A 21,675-nucleotide genomic window follows, 5' to 3' on the forward strand; every position below is an offset into this window, starting at 1 on the left:
TTTTTAATAAAGAAAATTTGTAGGTAAGAAGTTAAAGAGATGGTTAAAATATAAGCATAAAAAAAGCCTTACATTTCTGTAAGGCTTTAGAATTAAAGTGGTCCCACCAGGACTCGAACCTGGGACCACCTGATTATGAGTCAGGTGCTCTAACCAACTGAGCTATAAGACCGTTTAATTACGGGTGCAAAAATACACATTTTTTTTAAATAAAAAAGTTTTTTTAAACTTTTCTGCTCATTAAATTTTCACCGAACAAACGCAGTCCTTTTTTACCAGCCTCGTTAATGTTTAAAAATGCTAAGCTTTCAAAAGCCTTATTAGTATAGTATTCAATAAGTTCGTGTGTAAAATAAGGTATATTATTTTTTGTAAAAATACTTGAAACTGTACTTATTTTTTCTGATATATTTTTTTGATTTTTATTATATAAAGCACTCAGTTTTTCTTTGTCAGCCGTATTTGCTATTTCAAATGCCTTTAAATATAGGTATGTTTTTTTGTTTTCGATAATGTCGCCACCAATTTGTTTTCCGAAAGTTTCAGGGTTTCCGTAGGTGTCTAAATAATCATCTTGTAGTTGAAAAGCAATTCCTAAATTTAATCCGTAGTTGTATAAGTATTGTGCTTGTTCTTCACTAGCATTGGCTACAATAGCGCCCATTTTTAATGCCGCGGCAACTAAAACAGATGTTTTTAAGGTAATCATTTGAATATACTCATCAATAGTAACATCATTTCTTGTTTCAAAATCAACATCTAATTGTTGTCCATCACAAACTTCAAGTGCTGTTTTACTAAATAATTTTGCTAATTTTTGAAAAACAATAGGTTCGTAATTTTCAAAATATTGGTATGCTAAAATTAGCATAGCATCACCAGAAAGTATCCCTGTATTAATATTCCACTTTTCATGAACTGTTTGGTTACCTCTCCTTAGAGGTGCATCGTCCATAATGTCGTCATGTACTAATGTGAAATTATGGAATACCTCGACAGCTAAAGCAGCTGGCATTGCTTTTTTATAATCGCCAGAAAAAATATCAGCAGCAATAAGTGTTAGTATAGGTCTAATTCTTTTTCCCCCTATTTGAAGAATGTAATCTATAGGTTGGTAAAGGTTTTTAGGCTCTCTTACAATTTTTTTAGAATCTAGGTAGGATAAAAAGTCTGATTGATATTTTAGTATGTCCAAATCTTAAATTTTTTGTAAAAATAAGACAAACAAAAATTGTAATTGTTAGGGAATGTTAAAAAAACATTAAAACTAAAGAAACTTTTATTGTTTTTAAAGTTTCCGCTCGTACATTTGCAAAAGATTATGAGAGATAAAATATTAAATAAAGCAGGAGAAATGTTTTTAAACTTTGGGTTTAAAAGTATTACAATGGATGATATAGCAAAAGAGTTAGGCATCTCAAAAAAAACATTGTACAAATATTTTTCAAAAAAATCAGTGTTAGTTGATGCGAGTACTAAAGCAGTTCACAATACTATAAGTGAGGCTATTATAAAAATTAAAGCTCAAGGCTATAATGCTATTGAAGAGGAGTTTGCAGTAAAGGCAATTTTTAAAGAGATGTTTAAAAATGCACAAACGTCACCAATGTATCAGTTAAAAAAATATTATCCAGAAACGTATATTAAGTTAATGGAGCGTGAGGTATGTATGTTTAGAGATTGTAATATTGATAATTTAACCAAGGGTATTAATGAAGGATTTTATCGAGAAGACTTGAAAATAGACTTAGTTGTAAATTTCTACTTTACATTAATTTTTGGTATTTATGAAAGCGAAATGTATAGTAATGAGGTAAAAGAATTAATAAAAGTTGAGTATCAAATTTTAGAATATCATATACGAGCTATCGGAACTTCTAAAGGTATAGATGAATTAGAAAAACAATTAAAAATTATAAACCAAAATTAGTAACAATGAAAAAATACATATACAGTGTATTTATATTCTTTTGTACGGGCTTTTTATATGCTCAAGAAGAACTTAATTTATCAATGCAAGAAGCTATTGATTATGCTATAGAAAATAATTATGAAAATAAAATTGCTTTAAATAATGTTGAAGCAGCTAAGCATAAAAAATGGGAAACAACAACTATAGGATTACCACAAATTAATGGCGTGGTAGATTATCAGAATTGGTTAAAACAACAAGTGCAACTGGTTGATTTCAATGATGACGGAATTGATGAAGAGCTTATTTTTACTAAAAAGCAAACAGCAAAAGCATCCATAACACTATCTCAATTAATATTTGATGGTTCTTACTTGGTGGGGTTACAGTCAGCAAAAACATATTTAAAAATATCAGAACAAGCAAAAGAAAAAACAGTTCTAGCTACACGTGAAGCTATTATAAATGCCTATGGAAATGTATTAGTTACTGAAAAAACGATAGCTATTTTAAAGAATAATCACAAAATACTAGAAAAAAATTTATTTGAAACACAAAAAATATATGATAATGGTTTAACAGAGTTAGAAAATGTACAGCAGTTACAAATTACCTTAGGTAATGTTGAAAGTAATTTACGAAATGCTTTGCGTTTAAAAGAAATAGCATATCAAATGTTAAATATTTCATTAGGAAATTCAATTGATGTTAAATTAAATTTAACATCAACGTTAGATAATTTAGTTGTTAATAATACCGATTTAAGTCTGTTAGCAACTCAATTTAAAATTGATCATCATGTAGATTTTAAAATTGCTCAAAACAATAGAGAAAGTAAGCGTTTGTTAATGAAATTAGAACAAAGTAAGTATTTACCAAGCTTATCAGCATTTGTAAACTATGGTGTAACAGGTTTTGCTGATTCATTTACTTTTTTTGATAATGAACAGCGTTGGTTAAACTCTTCTTTATTAGGAGTTAGTTTAAATGTACCTATTTTTAGTTCTTTTGGAAGAAACTCAAAAGTACAACAAGCAAAAATAGCTTTAGAAAATGCTGATATTAGATTAGAAGAAGCAAAACAAAAATTAAATTTACAGGTAGAAACAGCTCGGAGTGAATATCAATTAGCAATTGAAAACTACGAAACAGCAAAGAAAAACTTAGCACTTGCAGAGCGAATAGAAAAAAAACAACAGATTAAATTTTTTGAAGGAATTTCTTCAAGTTTTGATTTATTACAAGCACAAAACCAATTATATACACAACAAAATAGTTACGTACAATATATGTTGAATGTAATTGCTAAAAAAGCAAAATTAGAAAACGCATTAAACATACCATTAAAATAAAAAAAGGATGATCAAAAAAATATATTCATTATTAGCAATAATGCTAATTTTAGTTTCCTGCGGAGAAAACAAAAAGCAATCTGTAGAAAAAGTAATAGCTTCTAATGATTTAGTTAAAATACGTGCTAAAAAAACGGAGTTAAACACACAAATACAAATATTATCAGAAAGTATTAAAGCTTTAAATGCTAAAATTGCAACTTTAGATGCTACTAAAAAAGTTCCGTTGATAACTGTTGTATCTGCAAATAAAACAGTATTTAACCATTATTTAGAATTACAAGGAGATGTAAAAACAAAGCAAAATGTTTTAATATATCCTGAAATAGCTGGGCAGTTGGTTAAAATTTATGTAAAAGAAGGTCAGTTTGTAAAAAAAGGACAATCATTAGCTAAAATAGATGATGGAGGTTTGTCTAATCAATTAGCACAAATAGAAGTTCAAACAGCATTAGCTGCAACCACTTATGAGCGTCAGAAAAGATTATGGAATCAGAAAATAGGATCAGAAATACAATTTTTACAAGCAAAAACTGCTTATGAAGCTCAAAAAAATGCAGTTTCTCAATTAAGAAAACAAGTAGCAAAATCAGTAATAAAAGCTCCTTTTTCTGGAATTATAGATGATGTAATAAAAGAACAAGGTGTGGTTGTGGCACCAGGAGTAGGAGCTGAAATTTTTAGAATTGTAAACCTTTCTAAAATGTATATTGAAACGGCAGTTCCTGAAAGCTATATTGTAGCTATTGAAAAAGGTAAAAAGGTTGAGGTAGAATTTCCTGTGTTAGGTAAAAAAATGAACTCAACAGTGCGTCAGGTTGGTAATTTTATTAATCCAGCAAATCGTACTTTTAATGTTGAATTAGCAGTTGATAACCAAGATAAAAGTATAAAACCAAATTTAACGGCAAAGTTAAAAATTAACGATTATACGAATAATGAAGCATTATTAATTCCACAAAGTATTATTTCAGAAAATGCAAAAGGACAACAATATGTCTATATAGTTGTTGACTTAAAAGATAAAATTGGTACAGCAAAACAAGTAATTATTACTACTGGAAAAACTCAAGGAGATGTTGTTGAGGTTTTAAATGGTGTTAAAGATGGTGATAAAATTGTTGTTGAAGGTGCTCGTAGTGTTCAAAATGGTCAGCAAGTACAGGTTTTAAACTAATTCACCAATAAAATTATAAATATGTCTAAAAAAACCAAACAGGTGGATAAGGAATTTGGCTTATCATCTTGGGCTATCAACAATAAAACAACAATGTATGTTTTAATAGCACTGATACTTTTCTTAGGTAGTTCGGCTTACTTTGGTATGGCTAGAGAGAATTTTCCGGAAATAAAAGAAACTAAAATATACATAAGTTCTATTTATCCTGGAAATACTGCAGAGGATATAGAAAAACTGATTACCGATCCTATAGAAGATAAACTAAAATCTATTAGTAATGTTGTAGAAATTACTTCAACATCTCAAGAAGACTATTCAATTGTTGTTGTTGAGTTTGATGAAAAAATAACTGTAGATGCTGCTAGGCAAAAGGTAAAGGATGAAATTGATACAGAAACCTCAGGTGAAGATTGGCCAACTTTTAATGGAGCTAAAGTAGAACCAAATATTTTTGATTTAAGTATATCAGAAGAAATACCAATATTAAATATTAATATTTCTGGTGATTATCCTATAGGTAAACTTAAAGAATATGGAGAATATCTTGAAGATGAAATTGAAGGGTTAACAGAAATTAAGCAAGTAGATATTCGAGGCGCACAGGAGAAGGAGGTAGAAGTAGCTGTAGATATTTATAAAATGATGGCTGCTCAGGTAAGTTTTGATGATATTACCAATAGTGTAGGTAAAGAGAACGTAACCATGTCGGCAGGGAATTTAATTTCTAGTGGACAAAGACGTACTATTCGAATTATTGGTGAAATTGGAAAACCAAAAGAATTAGAGAATTTTGTAGTAAAATCTGAAAAAGGAAATGCTATTTATTTGAGGGATGTAGCAACTGTAACATTTAAGGATGAAGACAAAACTACCTACGCCAGAGAGTTTGGAAAAGAGGTAGTAATGTTAGATGTTAAAAAACGTTCAGGAGAAAACATGGTTGCTGCTGCAGAGCAAATACGAGAAATTGTAGAACATGCAAAATCAAACGTATTTCCTCCAGATTTAAAAGTAACAATTGCTAATGATCAATCTTCAAAAACAGTTGGTCAAGTAGATGATTTAGTAAATAACATTATTTTTGGAATTATACTAGTTGTTACTGTTTTAATGTTCTTTTTAGGGTTTAAAAATGCATTATTTGTTGGATTTGCCATTCCAATGTCTATGTTTATGTCATTAATGATATTAGATCTATTTGGATATACTTTAAATACCATGATTCTTTTTGGATTAATTATGGGACTCGGTATGCTGGTAGATAACGGTATTGTAGTTGTTGAAAATGTTTATAGGCTAATGGCCGAAGAAGGTTTGAGTCGTGTTGAAGCAGCTAAAAAAGGAATTGGTGAAATAGCGTTACCTATTATTATATCAACCTTAACAACTGTTGCAGCCTTTGTGCCACTTGGTTTATGGCCAGGTGTAATGGGGCAGTTTATGAAATATTTTCCTATTACGCTTTCTGTTGTATTGGGGTCATCATTATTTGTGGCAATATTTTTTAATTCGGTATTAGTATCACAATTTATGACTACTGAAGATAAGGATATGCCTTTAAAACAGGTTCTTAAAATATCAGGAGTTATTGGAGTTATTGGTTTATTAATTTTATTTTTTGGAGGAACTTATAGGGTGTTAGGTACTTTAATGTTAGTAACTATTATTTTACTTTGGGTGTATCGATTATTTTTACGTAGTTGGGCAAATGGTTTTCAAAATAAAATATTACCTCATTGGGAGCGTCTTTATGAAAAAACGCTTCGTTTTGCACTAAGTGGAAAAAAACCAATAATTATTACTATTGCTACAGTTATTTTATTGTTTATTGCCTTTATGGGGTTTGGAGTGTCAGTAGGAAGTCAACGTACTAAAGTTGAGTTTTTTCCTGATACAAAAGCCAATCAAATTACGGCTTATATAGAGTATCCTGAGGGTACAGATATTAAAAAAACCAATGAGATTACCAAGGCTATCGAGCAACGAATGTTTAAGGTAATTAATGATAGTGGTTATATTAAAGATGGTGAAAATTTTTTAACAGAAAGTGCTGTTTCACAGGTTGGTGAAGGTGCAGGGAATCCGCAAACAGACGGAGGTTCGGCAGCAGAAATGCCACATCGTGGAAAAATAACAGCAACCATGCGTGAATTCAAATTCAGGCAAGGTGAAGATAGTAATGAATTATTGAAAAAAATTCAAGAAGATTTAAAAGATGTGTATCCAGGAGTTTCTATTTCTGTAGAAAAAGATGCAGCAGGTCCACCAGCAGGATATCCTATTAATGTAGAATTAGAAGGAGAAGATTATTCAGAACTTATTGCTACTGCTCAAAAAATGCGTGATTTTATTAATACCAAAAATATTCAAGGTATAGAGCAATTAAAAATTGATGTTAATAAATCTAAACCAGGAATAGAAGTAGTAGTAGATAGAAAAAAAGCAGGAGAGTTAGGGGTAAGCTCTGCTCAGGTAGGAAAACAATTGCGTAATTCTATTTTTGGAGCAAAGGCAGGTGTTTATAAAGAAGATGGTGAAGATTATGATATCTATGTTCGTTTTAATAAAGAAAATAGATATAATACCAGTGCTCTTTTTAATCAAAAAATTACGTTTAGAGATATGGCTTCTGGTCAAATTAAAGAAGTTCCTATATCTGCAGTTACCAAACAAAAAAACTCTTCGGGCTTTAGTGCTATAAAGCATAAAGATGTTAAGCGTGTAGTAACATTATATTCTGCATTAGCACCAGGGTTTACAGATGCAGGGGCTATTGTTTCGAAAATTCAAAACGAAATGCAAAATTTTAAGGAAAAGCCAGCTGCTGTAAAAATTGATTATACAGGTCAAATAGAAGAACAAAATAAGCAAATGCTTTTTTTAATGGGAGCTTTTTTTACAGGTTTAGGGTTAATCTTTTTTATATTAATTTTTCAGTTTAATTCGATATCAAAACCAGGCATTATAATGCTTGCTATTTTTTTAAGTTTAATCGGTGTATTTGGAGGTATTGTAGCAACAGGAAGTTCTTTTGTTATTATGATGACCATGATGGGGATTATTTCTTTAGCCGGAATAGTTGTAAATAATGGAGTGGTATTACTTGATTATACACAATTATTAATAGACAGAAAAAAACTTGAACATAATTTAGATAATAACGAATATATTGAAGAAAATGAGCTTTTTGAAGCAATTGTAAAAGGTGGAAAAGCACGTTTGCGTCCTGTATTATTAACTGCAATTACTACTATTTTAGGATTAATTCCGTTAGCAACAGGGTTTAATATTAACTTTTTCACCTTGTTTAGCGAATTTAATCCGAATATTTATGTTGGTGGAGATAATGTTATTTTTTGGGGCCCATTAGCTTGGACAGTAATTTATGGACTTTTTATAGCTACTTTTTTAACATTAATTGTAGTGCCAATTTTATTTTACTTGGTAACAAAGTTTAAAATGTGGTTAAAAAGAAACGTATAATAGGTTTTTTTTAGTTAAAAAGAGTTGAAAGTGTTAAAACTTTCAACTCTTTTTTTATTTTTGAACTTATGAATAAGCAGGTGTTTACAGTTGAGGAGATAAAGCGGAAGGTGGAGTATTATTGTGTGTACCAAGATCGCTGTCATAAAGAGGTTGAGACTAAGTTAAGGGAGTATAATGTAGTGCCCGAGGCTAGAGAAATGATTTTGTTGGGTTTAATGGAAAATAATTTTTTAAATGAAGAGCGTTTTTCTAAAAGCTTTGCAAGAGGTAAATTTCGTATTAAAAAATGGGGGAAACAACGTATTGTAAGAGAGCTAAAATTTAGAAACATATCAGCATATAATATAAAAACAGCGCTAAAAGAAATTAACGAGCAAGACTATATGACTACCTTGTATAGTTTACTAGAAAAGAAAAATAATCAGGTTTCTGACACGAATGTGTTTAAAAGAAAAAAGAAAATAGCAGATTATTTATTATACAGAGGTTTTGAAAGTAATTTGGTATACGAGGCATTAAAGCTTATTTAAAAATTAAATAGGCTATCTAGCTTTATAGCTTTGTCGAATCGCTTTTTAGCGTAAACGGTATTTATTTTAGTATTTATTCCTCCAAAAAGTAAATGTATTTTTTTTATATGATTGTTTACTTCTTTTGATGTAATAGAGGAGATGTATGTTATATCTGCTAGCCTTAAAACTTCATTTTCAAAAACATTTATACGGGCTTTAAAAGCGGGTGTTTGCAATGTTTTTATATTTAGACTATCTTTTAGTTGTTTGGTTAATGTTTTTAGTTCTAAAGCATTGTTTAAGGCTTCTGTAGGTGTGGTGTTTTCTAATTGCGTAATAAAATCAGCTACTATAAAATATTCTTTCCATTTTTTAATTTCTTTACTAGAGGTATTGTCTAATTGTGCTGGTTTAGCGTAGGTAACTGGTATATCCATTCCTGTTTTTTGAATAGGAGTGTTGTTTTTTTTGTCTTCTTTTTTACAGGAAGAAATTAGGAGTAGAAATGAAATTAAGACGAATATATAGTGTTTCATTAGTAGTAATAATTAAAAGTATAAAAGTACATATTTTACTCGGTTTATGAGTAGTGTGATTTGTATCTTTTAAAATGGATTTTATTTTTAGTAGATGATTTTTTTTTGATGATTGCATACATTATTGTAGCTGTATTTAGCCCCGATTTAAGCGCTTGTTTGAGCTCTCTTGCTATATTTAGCAAGAAGCGAGTGCAGAAAGCGGCAAATAGCTTCAAGTTATTTTTATTTTAAAGTAGCGTAATTGTAAGTTTTTAAGTTTACAGTCGTCTATTATACTCCACTTTTGCCACGTAACTTAAGTTAGGTAGGTTCTAAGGAGAAAGAAATATATTTGTACTAAAGATTATTAAGATGAAAAAAATTATAGAGAATAGTTTAGAAAAAGCAATTTCATATGGAGCGTATAGGGACTTGATTAAGGATTTGTTAGATGCAGGAAAATCGACAGGTCCAAACCAGTCAGATGATTTATTGAATTATAGTTTGTTAAATGATAAGCGTATGAAGCGTTTGGATAAAACTATAAAATTATCAGATGAGGTTTTGGTAAAGGTTAAAGATGTAAATGAACCCCAAACATGGTTAGTTTTAACCGAGGGATGGTGTGGTGATGCCGCTCAGAATTTACCTGTTATTAATAAAATAGCAGAAGAGAATTCTAATATTCAGTTAAAAGTAGTTTTAAGGGATGAAAACTTACCGTTAATGGATGCTTTTTTAACAAATGGAGGTAGGGCAATACCAAAGTTAATTGCTTTAGATAAAAATAATGAGGTAATTGATACTTGGGGCCCAAGGCCTGATGTGGCTACAAAAATGGTGAATAATTATAAAAAAGAACATGGAGCTTTAGATGCTAACTTTAAAGAAAGTTTACAGGTTTGGTATAATAAAAATAAAGGTTTGAATGTTCAGGAGAATTTAATTTCATTGTTAAAATAATAATTATTTTTTTTGATAAATAAAATCTCCTTATTTGATTATCAATAAGAAGATTTTGTTTTCTGTATATTTGCGGCACGTAAATAATAGTTATGTTAGTAGATTTCGAAACATTATCAGAAGAATCAAAAGTTTGGATTTATCCATGTAATAGAAAGTTTTATCCGCAAGAAATTGATGGGTTAAATGAGCAGTTGAAAGCATTTATTGATGGATGGAAGTTAGATGATGAAAGTTTTAAAGCATCTTTTGAAGTACGATACAATCGTTTTATTATTTTCTTGGCAGATGAAGATACTGTTTTATTAAATACAGATATTGATGTTAAGGTTGGTTTTATTTTAAAGTTACAAGAACAATATGATGTTGAACTTTTAGATAGAATGAATGTATGTTTTAAACAAGGAGAGTATACGCAGTATAAGGAATTAAAAGACTTTAAGAAGTTAATTAAAAATAAAGCGGTAACTGAAAAAACAATTGTTTTTGATAATTTAATTCAAACAAAACAAGAGTTGGAAAATTATTGGGAAGTACCAATTTATGAAAGTTGGTATAATAGGTTTTTAAAGAAAAAGAAAGCGTAATTTTTATTTTATTTATAAATTATTCTGATAAACTTTCAATAAAATTTTCAACACTTACGGCGTTATCAACATGAAAATCACCAATTTTAGTTCTTCTTAGTGCTGATAAGTGAGCTCCTGAGTTTAATGCAACTCCAAAATCGTAAGCTAAAGAGCGTATGTAGGTTCCTTTGCTACAAATAACTCTGAAATCTAGATTATTGCCATCAATATTTGTTATTTCAAATACAGGAATGGTAACTTCTCTTGTTTTGATTTCGGTAGTTTCTCCTTTTCTAGCTAATTCGTATAAACGAACCCCCTCTTTTTTTATCGCTGAAAAAATAGGTGGTTTTTGCTGAATTGCTCCTGTAAACTGCTTGGTTGCTTCATGAATTAATTCTTTTGTAATATGTTCCGTAGAAAAAAATTCATTTATTTCAGTTTCTAAATCGTAACTAGGCGTTGTTCCTCCTAAGGTTATGGTACCAGTATATTCTTTTATTTGCCCTTGGTATTCGTCAATTATCTTGGTTTTTTTACCTGTACAAAGTATCAATAAACCTGTTGCCAACGGATCTAAAGTACCGGCATGCCCAACTTTAATTTTTTTAATGTTAAAGCGTTGTTTAATGTGCCAACGAAGTTTATTAACTACCTGAAAAGACGTCCATTCTAAGGGTTTGTCAATTAATAAAACTTGTCCGTTTTTGTAATCTTCAGCTGTTTTCATAATTAATTTAATAATGAGTATCCTATTGCTATTACTCCAATAATAGCACAGTAGATAGAAAAATAAGATAATTTACTTTTTTTAACTAAAGCAATCATCCAATTGCAGGCTACTAAACCTGCCAAAAAAGCAGCAATAAAACCTGCTGATATTGGTGCAATTTCAGAAGACTGAAAGTTAATATTTCCACCAAGAAAATCTTTTGCTATTTTTCCAAAAATAAGAGGTACTACCATTAGAAATGAAAAACGTGCTGCTTTACTACGATCTATACCTAATAAAACAGAGGTAGAAATAGTTGCTCCTGAACGAGAAATACCAGGTAGCATTGCAATAGCTTGTGAAATACCTATAATTAATGAGTTATTAAAGGAGACGTCTTTATTAGTGTTTTTAGCTTTATCTGCAAAAAGTAATAAAACTGCTGTAACTAATAGCATAATACCTACAAATAATATTTTTCCGCCAAAAAAAGATTCTAATTGTTTTTCAAACACTAGTCCAATAATTACGGCAGGAAGCATCGAAACTATAATTTTTAATGAAAATTTCATTTCTTGATTCCATTTAAATTGGAATAATCCTTTGAAAATTTCAGCAACTTCTTTTCTAAAAACAACCAAGGTACTTAATGCCGTTGCAAAATGTAAAACTACGGTGAAAGTTAAACTCTCTTCAGGTACAGAGGTATCTCCTAAAATTGCTTTTACTAATTCTAAATGACCGCTAGATGATACAGGTAAAAATTCTGTTAGTCCTTGAATAATACCAAGGATAATAGCTTCTAATAAATTCATGCTTATTTTTTAGGATTGGCTAAAATAGCATAAATTTCAATACCTAAGCCAAGTATTACTAATGTTGGAGCTAAACGAATTCTACGCCAGCTATAAATTTCTTCATTAAATATATTAGGGTCATCGCTTCCGCCACCAGCCATTAAAACAAAGCCTAAAGCAATAATAGCTAATCCTATTAGCATGATTATATAATTTCGTTTACCAAATAAAAATTCTTGTTTTGAAATAGTATTTTTTTTCATAAAAAATATTAATAATACAAATCGTTTGTTTGTGAGTTTAAAAAACGTTGTGTAGCAAAAAAGGTACTTATCCAAGTTATAAAAAAGGCGATACCTAAAACGCTTCCACCTACATAGCTTAATGAAATATAATCAGTAAGTAAAGCTAGTGAAGGTATATGTTTATCAGTATAATATACTACACCTGCTAAACCTAGTAAAGCAATAAATGCACCTAAAAAACCTAATTTTATACCTTGCCAAATAAAAGGTTTACGTATAAAACTTTTAGTAGCGCCAACCATTTGCATGGTTTTAATATTAAATCTTTTAGAGTAAATAGAAAGTCTAATAGAACTATTAATTAAAATAATAGCAATTACCCCAAAAAAACCACTAACTATTAACAGCCAAAAAGTAATTCTTTGAATATTTTTAGTTAATAATTCAACTAACGGTTTATCGTAATTAACTTCAGCTACAAAACTATTTTTAGTAAACTTTTTTTTGATCTCATCCATTTTCTCAGGGGTCACAAAATCAGCTTTAATATAAATATCAATTCCATTTTTAAGAGGGTTATCTCCTAAAAATTCTAAAAAATCTTCGCCTAAGTCTCTTTTATAAATTTGCGCAGCTTCTGCTTTTGTTATATAAATAACTTTATTAGTAAAGTTTTCTTTTTTTAGCGATTCTTTAAATTTTTTGGTTTGGGTTTGAGTAACGTTATCTTTTAAAAATAGTGTCATAACAACCTTTTCTTTAAAATGATTTGCTACTTTGGTAGATTTTAGTAGTACCAGTCCTAAAATTCCCATCATAAATAAAACCAAAGCAATGCTTACTACCACAGAAATATATGAAGACTGTAGACGGCGTTTTTGAAAAGAATCAAAAGAAGTTGACATTTTTTGCTATTAGTTTTAGATTTTGCAAGATACAAATATTTGCGAAGTTTTAAATAAAAGCGTTATTCGATTTCTTGACACAATTCAATTAAAACTCCGTTGGTACTTTTAGGATGTAAAAACACTACTAGTTTATTGTCGGCGCCTATTTTAGGTGTCTCATTAACTAAAGTAAAACCTTCGCTTTTTAAACGTTTTATTTCGGCTTTTATGTCTGTAACAGCAAAAGCAATATGATGAACTCCTTCTCCTTTTTTAGCAATGAACTTAGCAATAGCACTTTCAGGTTTTGTAGCTTCTAAAAGTTCTATTTTATTGCCTCCTGATTTAAAAAAAGAAGTTTTTACACCCTCACTAAGTACTTCTTCAATTTTGTAATGTGGTTTTCCAAAAAGAGTCGCAAATAATTTATTTGATTCTTCTAAGTTTTTTACTGCAATACCAATATGTTCAATATTATTCATATGGTAAAAGTAAAAAATATTGATTTATATTATAAATTTTCTAGTGCTATTTTGTCAGCCATAATAATTATAACGTCAGATTTGTTGATTGATAATAATATTTGTGTACAAATGCCTTTTAGCTGTTCATGTCCAGCGCAAAAATCCCAAATTCGATTTAAAAAAAGAGTGAAATCTTCATTTTTATTATAACTAAAGCCTTTTGTTTGGTATATAACACTTAATAATTGATTGATTAAGGTTGAAGCATTTTCTAGCTTTGTAGCGTATATTGAATAAGTATCCCATAAATCATGTTGTGCCTGTGTTAATAGTTGCGATGCAAGTTGCAGGTGTTCCTTTTTCTTGTTTCCAGTACTACTTGGAATAAAAGAAGATAATTCACCTCTTTTTACTGAAAATTTAGAAGATTCAGGCAAGTTAAGGTTTTGCAATAATTTTTCTGTACTATATAGCCAGTCGTTAATTTTTATTATACTTTGAGAGTTTTTTTTACTTATTAAATTAACTATATGATGTATTTCTGAAAACTGTTTGTTTATGTCAGTAGTTATTTTTGTTATTGACTTTCGCATAATTACTCAGGTAATAATTTTGATTCTTTTTCACCTTTTTCATTTTCTGATGTATACCATTCTAGACTTTCTTCATTCAAGGTCATTTTTATTTGAACAATATTTTCGGACTTAATTTCATTTAGTTTATGAGCTTCAACAATAACTTTTGTATTTTGCTTAATTAGTTGTTTTGTTTTAATAGCAGGTTTAAGTTCATCGGTAAGTTTTTTAACTAACAAATTGTAATCAACCTTTTCTTTAGAAACAGCTACAAATTTTTCTGCTACTTTTTCAGAGAATTGTTGTAGCCAAATAGTAGCACTTTCCGTAGCTTTTATATTTTTTTCAAGCTCATCTGTTTCTTTTGCAATTACAGACCGTATGCTTGTAGATGTTTTTCTGTCAAAAGAATTAGTTTTAGAAATATCTTTTAAAATAGTGTATGTTTTTGAGTTGAAATCAATATTATTTATAGGTTGATAATTGTTCTCATAACTGTTTTCAAGACTACCTATAGCTACAGGAATTGTTAATTCAATTTTTTGAGCTTTAAAACGCGGTACTGAAAAATATTTTAAAAGATTATGTTGTGAAAATTTTTCAGCAATTTCTAACGATTTTAAATCAGACATTAATCGAGCTTCTGCTATACTGGTGGCAATTCCGCCTAAATATTCATTTAAATTTACCATAATAAAGTGTTTTAAAAAGAGGTTGTAAAGCTTTTACACACTACAACCTCATTAATGTTGTTTTATGCTACTGAAGCAATACTATCTTCTAACATGTTTAATATTCTACTTAAACCCTCTGGTAATTCATCGTTAACAGCTCTTACTTGTACGCCTAAATTATAGGTTTTATCTACTTTTACTCCTTGAGAGGTGTTTCGTTTGTAAGATGCAGATGCTTTAAAGTTTACAATTTTATAATTGATACCTAATTCTGCGCTAGCGGCAAATTCAGAAGAAACATTACTAGTTTCTGTAGAGCTTAACCTTGCATTAAAATCAATATTTACCTCGTCAATACGAATTGAAGGAATGGTAAGCATTGTTAAAAAAGGAACTTTAATTTCTATTTCGCTTTTTATAAATTTTTGGTTGTTGGGTCCTGTTATAGCATTTGCATCGTAATCAGGATTTGGAACCGATTTTTCATATTGAAAATCTACATAGCGTAGTTGATCAGGAGTATTAGGGTCATTATCTTTTTCAAAACCAACCTCTTTAATAAAGTTTACAGTAGCCATAGAAGCAGCTGTTTGTGCTTGTATAGCGGCTTGTAAAGGGCCTCCAATATATACATTGAAATCTAAACTATTTAACTCTGGAACTAAGTTTGGCATAATATTTATTTTTTTACCTACTCTATTTATTTTTAGGCTTTTCGGTTTTCGCCTTTTAGTATTTCGAAATAACTAATAGCAAAATTGAACTAAGTACGTTGAGTTTATGTAGGTAAAACAGCTGAAAATAACACCATATTAGCTGTTTTTTTTAGGTTATTTTCCTGTTAAAAAAGCATTTTTTAAATAGGTAACTTACATAATTAAATACTTAAGTGTTAATTTTTATCAAATAGTAGTACCTTATTTTGTGAAGCGTGGTGAAACACTTAATTGTGCAACGGGGTATTAACTTTAAGTTAAAGGGGGGTTTTCCTGAATATTTAGATAAAAGTGTCGGTTTTATTGAGGGTTAGTGAAATGAGATTTTTTTTAAAAAATCAGCACAGTATATTTGGTGAACATTTAACCAAATAATATTATGAGTAAAAAAAACATGTTTCAGGAATTAGCAGCATTTTTCAAAAATATATTTAGCAATAAGTGTACACTCGAAGAATGTTTAAAAGAAGCAAAAGAGAAAGGTATTTTTTATTATACAGACGAAGGGCGAACAAAAGAAATGCTGAGTTATAATGAAATTATTAATATGCTAAAGCATTATGATAGTACAAGAATAGCGCCTGTTGAAAAAATATTAGGTTATGAAGATTCTCGTGTTAATACATTTAATTTTGTACAGTTTAAAAAGTATTTAGCACACGTTGAAAATTTAAGTAAAAAATCAGGTGTTGAAATTACTGGTATTAGTTTTATATCTGTTGTAAAATCTAATTATAACGGAAAAGAAAAAGGATATAGTAGTTTAATATATATACCTTCAACAACTTTAAAAGGAGTACAAGTGTTATTTGACCCTGTTCAGACTGCTGAACAAGGTAAATTAGTAACTTTTAAAGAAATGTTATTGAAACATGGATATAATTGGATTTATGATTCAGAACGAGAATATGAAAAAGGAAAAAGGAAAGATAATAATTATAATTTGCAATCAGAAAATAATCAAATAGCAAATTCAGCTAGAGGTCCTCAAGGTGATGCTGGTAGTGGTGCAGGGAATTACAGTCAAATATGTCCTCCTTATAAATAATATATCTATGAGTTTGATGTCTTTTTTAGTAATGTTGTTACAAGCAATAACAGCAATAACAGCTATATTGTTATATGGAAAGTTTAAGAATCGTTTTTTTTTAACTCTTCGCTTAATTCTTGTTGTTAATGTTTTAGTAGAGCTAGTTGGAGCATACTATAAATACATAGAAAAAAATGCATTTACTATTTATATTATTTATAGTGGTATTGTTTTTACATTGATTACTCTCATGTATTTACAAATTATTAAAGACATCTTTTGGAGAAAATACTTGAAGTTAATAACATTCTGTTTTATTTTATTTTGCTTTTTTGCTTTTTTAACAAAAATTAATTTTACCTATGTTGTTGTTTTTGGAGCATTAATTACTGTTTTTGGAGCATTTTTATATTTAAAGGAATTATTAGTTTCTGATAAAATTTTAAATTATAAAAAAATGCTCCCTTTTTGGGTTACTGTAGGTTTTTTAGTTTTTTATTTACCTTCTATTCCTTTTTTTACATTATTAAAACATATGACAGATAGAGGATTGTTTTTTATCTTAAATGCTTTAGTTATATTAATGAATATATTTATTTTATACGGTTTATTATGCAGCAAGAAGGAAGAGATGTATTAATAATAACAACATTAGTAATTATAGTAATTGTTGTTTTTTTAATAATTTTGTTCACAGTTTTTCAACGACGTAAAAACAAATTATTGCAAGAAAGAGAAGCAACTAAAAAACGCTTTGAACGAGAAATTGCAGAAACACAAATAGAAATAAGAGAAGAAACTTTGCGAAATATTAGTTGGGAGTTGCACGATAATATAGGGCAACTTTTAACCTTAGCTAAAATACAATTACAAAATACATCGCCTAATAATTTACATGAAATAAAAGAAACTATTACTAAAAGTTTAACTGAAATTAGAGCACTCTCAAAATCTATTAATCCGGAGTTTATAAATAATATGGATTTTACAGCTGCTTTGCAACTTGAAATAGAACGCTTTAATAGATTGAATTATATAGATGCTAGTTTAACTATTCTTGGTAAAAAAATAGGTTTAGATCAAAAACCTGGAATTATTATTTTTAGAATTTTACAAGAATTTTTTTCTAATACAATAAAACATGCCAAAGCAACAAAATTAGATGTAGTAATGAATTATAACAATAATAAATTAGAAATTATAGCTAAAGATAATGGAGTAGGGTTTGTTTTAAATGATGTAACAATAAATGGTATTGGTTTAGAAAATATAAAAAATAGAGCTAAATTAATAGGAGCTCAAGCTAATTTAACATCAGTACTTACAAAAGGTACTACATTAACCATTAATTATTATTTTAATAAAAAAACCAACAACTAATTTAATCAAAAACTATATTAAAATGAAATACTCAGTTGTTGTTGTTGACGACCACACATTATTATCTCAAGCCATTGAAGGTATGGTAAATACTTTTGATAAATTTAAGGTATTATACGCTTGTAAAAATGGAAAAGAACTTGTCGATAAATTTAAAGCATCACCAAAAAATATACCCGATATTGTTTTAATGGATATAAACATGCCTGTTATGAATGGTATTGAAACCACTGCTTGGATTTCAGAAAACTATTCATCCGTAAATGTAATGGCATTATCAGTAGATGCAGCTGATGCTACCATTTTAAAAATGTTAAAAGCAGGGGCTGTAGGCTATTTACTAAAAGATACCGAAAAAACTGTTTTAGAAAAGGCTTTGTTAGAAATGATGAATAATGGTTTTTATCACACAAAAAACGTAACAACATTATTGTTAGATTCTGTTTTAGGTAAAAACGCTAAAAATAAAGTTTCTTTTAAAGACAATGAGTTGGCTTTTATGAAGTTGGCATGTACAGAGTTAACATACAAAGAAATTGCTGATAAAATGTTTTTAAGTCCTAAAACAATAGATGGTTACCGTGATAGTTTGTTTACCAAGTTGAATGTAAGAAATAGAGTTGGATTGGTAATTTATGCCGTGAAAAATAAAATTTACACTCCGTAATTTTATCCTTAAATTTGCAACATGGAAGAAACTAATAGACAACGTAAAATTGCAGGAGTATTGCAAGAAGATTTGGTAGATGTTTTACAACGTGCTGCACAAGATGGAATGAAGGGGGTAATTATATCGGTATCAAAAGTTTCGGTAACTGCCGATTTAGGAGTCGCTAAAATATATTTAAGCGTTTTCCCTTCTGATAAAAGAGATGAAATAGTAAAAGGAGTGGTGTCTAATACACCGTTAATTCGTCATGAATTAGCAAAAAGAACAAGAAATCAACTAAGAAGAATGCCAGAGTTGTTGTTTTTTGGAGATGATAGTCTTGATTATATTGAAGAATTGGATAAATCATTAAAAGGTGGTGATGTAGATCCTATTCAAAACCCAGATGTTTTACCACGACGTCAAAAACGTTAATAGATTTTATTTACATTGCTAATTAAGATTTATTAAAAAGTGAAGTTTTCTTTATACATAGCTAAAAGGTACCTATTTTCTAAAACAAGCACAAACGCCATAAATATAATTACATTTATTGCTGTTTTTGGCGTTGTAGTAGGTGCTTTGGCTTTATTTGTAATTTTATCTGGTTTTTCTGGGTTAAGAACTTTTAGTGAATCTTTACTAAATGCATCAGATCCTGATATTCAAATTACAACAGTAAAGGGTAAATCCTTTAAGTATTCTGAAGATATTCATCAAAAATTAATTCAGCATACTGAAATAAAAACAATTTCAAAAGTTATTGAAGAACGAGTGTTTTTAAAATATAAAAACAAAAGTCAGGTAGCTTACATAAAAGGAGTTGATGAAAATTATAAAAATATTATTCCTGTAGACTCATTATTAACCGTTGGTACTTGGATTGATACTGAGTTTAAAAATACCGCAGTTATTGGTTACGGAATATCTTACAAACTTTCGTTGGGGGTTTTAAATTTTGGCGAGCCTTTGCAAATTTTAGTACCAAAGCCAGGAAAAGGACTTATTAATGTAAATAATGCTTTTAGAGTTGTATCGGTACAAATTATCGGAGCGTATTCAGGGTCGGAAGAATTTCAAAATAAATATGTTTTTACAGAGTTGTCTTTAGCGCAAGAGTTATTAAATTATAACGAAAATCAAATTTCAGGAGTAGAATTAAAATTAAATTCAACAGAAGGTTTAGCTAAATTTCAAGAAAAATTGCAAGTTGTTTTAGGTGATGATTTTCAAGTAAAAACAAGAGCTCAGTTAAACGCTATGTATTATAAGGTTATTAATACTGAAAATTTCATCTCTTATTTAATATTTACATTAATAATAGCTATTGCCTTATTTAATGTGATAGGCTCAATAATTATGATGATTATTGATAAGCGTAAAAACTTAAAAACGTTATATAATTTAGGAGCCAGTATTGATGAAATTAAAAAAATATTTGTGTTACAGGGATTTTTATTAACACTTGTAGGAATGCTTGTTGGTATTGTTTTGGGAGTTTTACTCGTTTTAATTCAGCAACGTTACGAACTATTTATGATTACTCAAAATTTAGCATATCCAGTAGAGTTTAGGTGGGTGAATTTATTAGTTGTAATTTTTACCATTTCAATACTTGGTTATATTGCAGCTAAAGTAGCAAGTTCGAGAATATCGAAAACGTTTATTGAAAAATAAAATTTTCATAATATTTTAAATTTTAGTTTAGTAAATTAAGGTTTTTTATTTTGGAAGTAATTTTTTAGGTACTACATAGCTTGCTGAATTTTTTAGGTTTTTTTTAGTTATTTTGAAGTTATCAAATGCTTCTTGATACCATTTTGAATCAGCAGAAAAAGTATCATAAAATTCTACTACAGCAGGAACATAAAAGCCTCCATTAATACAAGGTTGAAATTTTGTTATTCCTATTCCAAGTTTTTTAACTCTGTTTAATACTATTTGAAAATTTGATTCTGAGAAATAATATATCCATTTAGAGTCAAATCCATCATTTACATTTTTAAGTTCGTTAAACACATTGGTTTTTAAATATTCATCTTTTTTTATTTGGTATTCTTTGCTATAATTTTTAAATTTTAGCATTGCCTTTTCTAAGGTTTTTAACTTAACTTTCTTTTTAGGATTACTAATCACAGTTTTAATTTTTTAGTTAATCTTATTTTAATAGTAGATTAGTACTAGTAATTTTTAAAAGTCAGTGAATTCCTAATTAATATCTCCTAAATCTATTTTTTTATGCATTTCAAACTCAAGATTAGAGACTCCCGCAAAATAATTAGATACTTTAAAACTTAAATCAGTCAATGTTCCTGTTTCTATATTTAATTTAGAGCATCTTTCAATTCTATTTTTAATATTTAAATACTATTCATCACTTAATGTTATTTCTATTTTTTTTATTAAAATTTATCTTAAATGATTATAATTTAGTGTGATTTTCAGGTAGTTAATTTAGTAAATAAATAAATAAAAAACCCTCGCTTATTTAATAAGCGAGGATTGGTTTTTTAGAGACCTTTATTTAATTTTTATAAAGTTTAGGTGTTACCGAAATTTCGGTAATAAATTCACCATTTTTATCATAGTATTTATAGTCTAATGTTATATTATTGTCTCTGTAAATCTTTAAGTCAGTACTATTTTTTACGTTCTCAATTATATTTGGTCTAATATATTTATTTACAGTGTCTATGTTAACTTCAGTTTTTTTTACTTCACTAAGGGTATAATAATAAATTAAATTTGTTTTTCCTATTGCAGAAGCACTATCTAATATTGAAAATTGGTCAATTTTCATAGGTGTTTGTTTATTTAATTCTAATGCAACGCTTTTTAAATCAAGCTCTAAGTTTTTTTTAAAAAGTTTTTGAGTTCCATAGTACGCTAGTGCAAAAAAGATTACTCCAATTATTATTTTAATTGTTTTTCTTTTTTTTGTTTCTTCTTGCTTATTCATTTAATTTATTTTTTAAATCTATTGTTAATGTTTGGGTAATAGAGTTGCTGAAAATTTACGGACGTTTAATATTTAAAGGAGTTTTTTCAAGTGAA

Annotated in this window: 25 protein-coding genes and 1 tRNA gene; 13 read left to right on the forward strand and 13 right to left on the reverse strand. The window is 28.7% G+C overall.

What is annotated here, in order from left to right; genetic code table 11:
- Positions 1–98: 98 nt before the first annotated feature.
- Both ACN5J4_RS08370 and ACN5J4_RS08375 read right to left on the reverse strand, forming a co-directional pair.
- Positions 99–172: transfer RNA gene (locus ACN5J4_RS08370), tRNA-Ile, on the reverse strand.
- A 51-nt stretch (positions 173–223) separates the two neighbouring features.
- Positions 224–1,195, reverse strand: a complete 972-nt coding sequence (locus ACN5J4_RS08375) for a polyprenyl synthetase family protein (RefSeq protein WP_418649554.1) — start codon at positions 1,193–1,195, stop codon at positions 224–226.
- 126 nt (positions 1,196–1,321) lie between these two features.
- Here ACN5J4_RS08375 and ACN5J4_RS08380 point away from each other — a divergent pair, with 126 nt between their 5' ends.
- From ACN5J4_RS08380 to ACN5J4_RS08400, 5 genes are all read left to right on the forward strand, one after another.
- Positions 1,322–1,930: a TetR/AcrR family transcriptional regulator gene (locus ACN5J4_RS08380; RefSeq protein ID WP_418649555.1), complete on the forward strand. Its 609-nt coding sequence runs from the start codon at positions 1,322–1,324 to the stop codon at positions 1,928–1,930.
- A 5-nt stretch (positions 1,931–1,935) separates the two neighbouring features.
- Positions 1,936–3,264, forward strand: coding sequence for a TolC family protein (locus ACN5J4_RS08385; RefSeq protein ID WP_418649556.1), 1,329 nt, complete (start codon positions 1,936–1,938; stop codon positions 3,262–3,264).
- 7 nt (positions 3,265–3,271) lie between these two features.
- Positions 3,272–4,441 (forward strand): efflux RND transporter periplasmic adaptor subunit, encoded by a 1,170-nt coding sequence (locus tag ACN5J4_RS08390; RefSeq protein ID WP_418649557.1) that lies wholly within the window; start codon positions 3,272–3,274, stop codon positions 4,439–4,441.
- 21 nt (positions 4,442–4,462) lie between these two features.
- Complete coding sequence (locus ACN5J4_RS08395; RefSeq protein WP_418649558.1) at positions 4,463–7,927, forward strand: efflux RND transporter permease subunit; 3,465 nt, start codon at positions 4,463–4,465, stop codon at positions 7,925–7,927.
- A gap of 68 nt (positions 7,928–7,995) precedes the next feature.
- The gene (locus ACN5J4_RS08400; RefSeq protein WP_418649559.1) at positions 7,996–8,460 is read left to right on the forward strand and encodes a regulatory protein RecX; all 465 of its coding nucleotides are present in this window, start codon (positions 7,996–7,998) and stop codon (positions 8,458–8,460) included.
- On the opposite strand, the gene ACN5J4_RS08405 is transcribed toward ACN5J4_RS08400, so the two are convergent.
- Positions 8,457–8,978, reverse strand: coding sequence for a hypothetical protein (locus ACN5J4_RS08405; RefSeq protein WP_418649560.1), 522 nt, complete (start codon positions 8,976–8,978; stop codon positions 8,457–8,459). The genes ACN5J4_RS08400 and ACN5J4_RS08405 overlap by 4 nt on opposite strands.
- Positions 8,979–9,332: 354 nt before the next feature.
- Here ACN5J4_RS08405 and ACN5J4_RS08410 point away from each other — a divergent pair, with 354 nt between their 5' ends.
- On the forward strand, positions 9,333–9,923 hold the full coding sequence (locus ACN5J4_RS08410) for a thioredoxin family protein (RefSeq protein ID WP_418649561.1): 591 nt from the start codon (positions 9,333–9,335) through the stop codon (positions 9,921–9,923).
- 92 nt (positions 9,924–10,015) lie between these two features.
- Positions 10,016–10,510 (forward strand): ABC transporter ATPase, encoded by a 495-nt coding sequence (locus ACN5J4_RS08415; RefSeq protein WP_418649562.1) that lies wholly within the window; start codon positions 10,016–10,018, stop codon positions 10,508–10,510.
- A gap of 19 nt (positions 10,511–10,529) precedes the next feature.
- Here the strand turns inward: ACN5J4_RS08415 and truB are convergent, their stop codons facing one another.
- The 8 genes from truB to ACN5J4_RS08455 form a co-directional block, all read right to left on the reverse strand.
- Positions 10,530–11,222, reverse strand: a complete 693-nt coding sequence (gene truB / locus ACN5J4_RS08420) for a tRNA pseudouridine(55) synthase TruB (RefSeq protein WP_418649563.1) — start codon at positions 11,220–11,222, stop codon at positions 10,530–10,532.
- Positions 11,223–11,224: 2 nt separating this feature from the next.
- Positions 11,225–12,019: an undecaprenyl-diphosphate phosphatase gene (locus ACN5J4_RS08425; protein ID WP_418649564.1), complete on the reverse strand. Its 795-nt coding sequence runs from the start codon at positions 12,017–12,019 to the stop codon at positions 11,225–11,227.
- 2 nt (positions 12,020–12,021) lie between these two features.
- Complete coding sequence (locus tag ACN5J4_RS08430; RefSeq protein WP_418649565.1) at positions 12,022–12,264, reverse strand: DUF3098 domain-containing protein; 243 nt, start codon at positions 12,262–12,264, stop codon at positions 12,022–12,024.
- Positions 12,265–12,272: 8 nt separating this feature from the next.
- Positions 12,273–13,151, reverse strand: a complete 879-nt coding sequence (locus tag ACN5J4_RS08435; protein ID WP_418649566.1) for a cell division protein FtsX — start codon at positions 13,149–13,151, stop codon at positions 12,273–12,275.
- Between the two features lie 62 nt (positions 13,152–13,213).
- Complete coding sequence (gene mce, locus ACN5J4_RS08440) at positions 13,214–13,615, reverse strand: methylmalonyl-CoA epimerase (RefSeq protein WP_418649567.1); 402 nt, start codon at positions 13,613–13,615, stop codon at positions 13,214–13,216.
- 29 nt (positions 13,616–13,644) lie between these two features.
- Complete coding sequence (locus tag ACN5J4_RS08445; RefSeq protein ID WP_418649568.1) at positions 13,645–14,190, reverse strand: hypothetical protein; 546 nt, start codon at positions 14,188–14,190, stop codon at positions 13,645–13,647.
- Between the two features lie 2 nt (positions 14,191–14,192).
- The gene (locus ACN5J4_RS08450) at positions 14,193–14,864 is read right to left on the reverse strand and encodes a hypothetical protein (protein ID WP_418649569.1); all 672 of its coding nucleotides are present in this window, start codon (positions 14,862–14,864) and stop codon (positions 14,193–14,195) included.
- A gap of 62 nt (positions 14,865–14,926) precedes the next feature.
- Positions 14,927–15,520, reverse strand: coding sequence for a DUF2589 domain-containing protein (locus tag ACN5J4_RS08455; protein WP_418649570.1), 594 nt, complete (start codon positions 15,518–15,520; stop codon positions 14,927–14,929).
- Positions 15,521–15,941: 421 nt separating this feature from the next.
- Here ACN5J4_RS08455 and ACN5J4_RS08460 point away from each other — a divergent pair, with 421 nt between their 5' ends.
- The 6 genes from ACN5J4_RS08460 to ACN5J4_RS08485 are packed head-to-tail and all read left to right on the forward strand — an operon-like array spanning position 15,942 to position 20,298.
- Positions 15,942–16,610 carry a hypothetical protein gene (locus ACN5J4_RS08460; protein ID WP_418649571.1) on the forward strand — a complete coding sequence of 223 codons (669 nt, stop codon included), beginning with the start codon at positions 15,942–15,944 and terminating at the stop codon, positions 16,608–16,610.
- A 7-nt stretch (positions 16,611–16,617) separates the two neighbouring features.
- Entirely contained in the window at positions 16,618–17,232 is a 615-nt protein-coding gene (locus ACN5J4_RS08465) for a hypothetical protein (RefSeq protein WP_418649572.1), read from the forward strand.
- Entirely contained in the window at positions 17,205–17,972 is a 768-nt protein-coding gene (locus tag ACN5J4_RS08470) for a sensor histidine kinase (protein ID WP_418649573.1), read from the forward strand. Before ACN5J4_RS08465 ends, ACN5J4_RS08470 begins: the two co-directional genes overlap by 28 nt.
- Before the next feature lie 22 nt (positions 17,973–17,994).
- Complete coding sequence (locus tag ACN5J4_RS08475) at positions 17,995–18,639, forward strand: response regulator transcription factor (RefSeq protein ID WP_418649574.1); 645 nt, start codon at positions 17,995–17,997, stop codon at positions 18,637–18,639.
- A gap of 21 nt (positions 18,640–18,660) precedes the next feature.
- Positions 18,661–19,056, forward strand: a complete 396-nt coding sequence (gene rbfA / locus ACN5J4_RS08480; protein WP_418649575.1) for a 30S ribosome-binding factor RbfA — start codon at positions 18,661–18,663, stop codon at positions 19,054–19,056.
- Between the two features lie 39 nt (positions 19,057–19,095).
- A complete protein-coding gene (locus ACN5J4_RS08485) occupies positions 19,096–20,298 on the forward strand; it encodes an ABC transporter permease (protein WP_418649576.1) in 1,203 nt (400 codons plus the stop codon).
- Between the two features lie 45 nt (positions 20,299–20,343).
- Here ACN5J4_RS08485 and ACN5J4_RS08490 read toward each other — a convergent pair whose 3' ends face one another.
- Together ACN5J4_RS08490 and ACN5J4_RS08495 are read right to left on the reverse strand one after the other, a co-directional pair.
- Entirely contained in the window at positions 20,344–20,757 is a 414-nt protein-coding gene (locus ACN5J4_RS08490) for a hypothetical protein (RefSeq protein WP_418649577.1), read from the reverse strand.
- 388 nt (positions 20,758–21,145) lie between these two features.
- Positions 21,146–21,580, reverse strand: a complete 435-nt coding sequence (locus ACN5J4_RS08495) for a hypothetical protein (RefSeq protein WP_418649578.1) — start codon at positions 21,578–21,580, stop codon at positions 21,146–21,148.
- Positions 21,581–21,675 lie beyond the last annotated feature (95 nt).

This window comes from Tenacibaculum aestuariivivum (genome assembly GCF_964507685.1).
GTDB classification, from domain to species: Bacteria; Bacteroidota; Bacteroidia; order Flavobacteriales; family Flavobacteriaceae; genus Polaribacter; species Polaribacter aestuariivivum.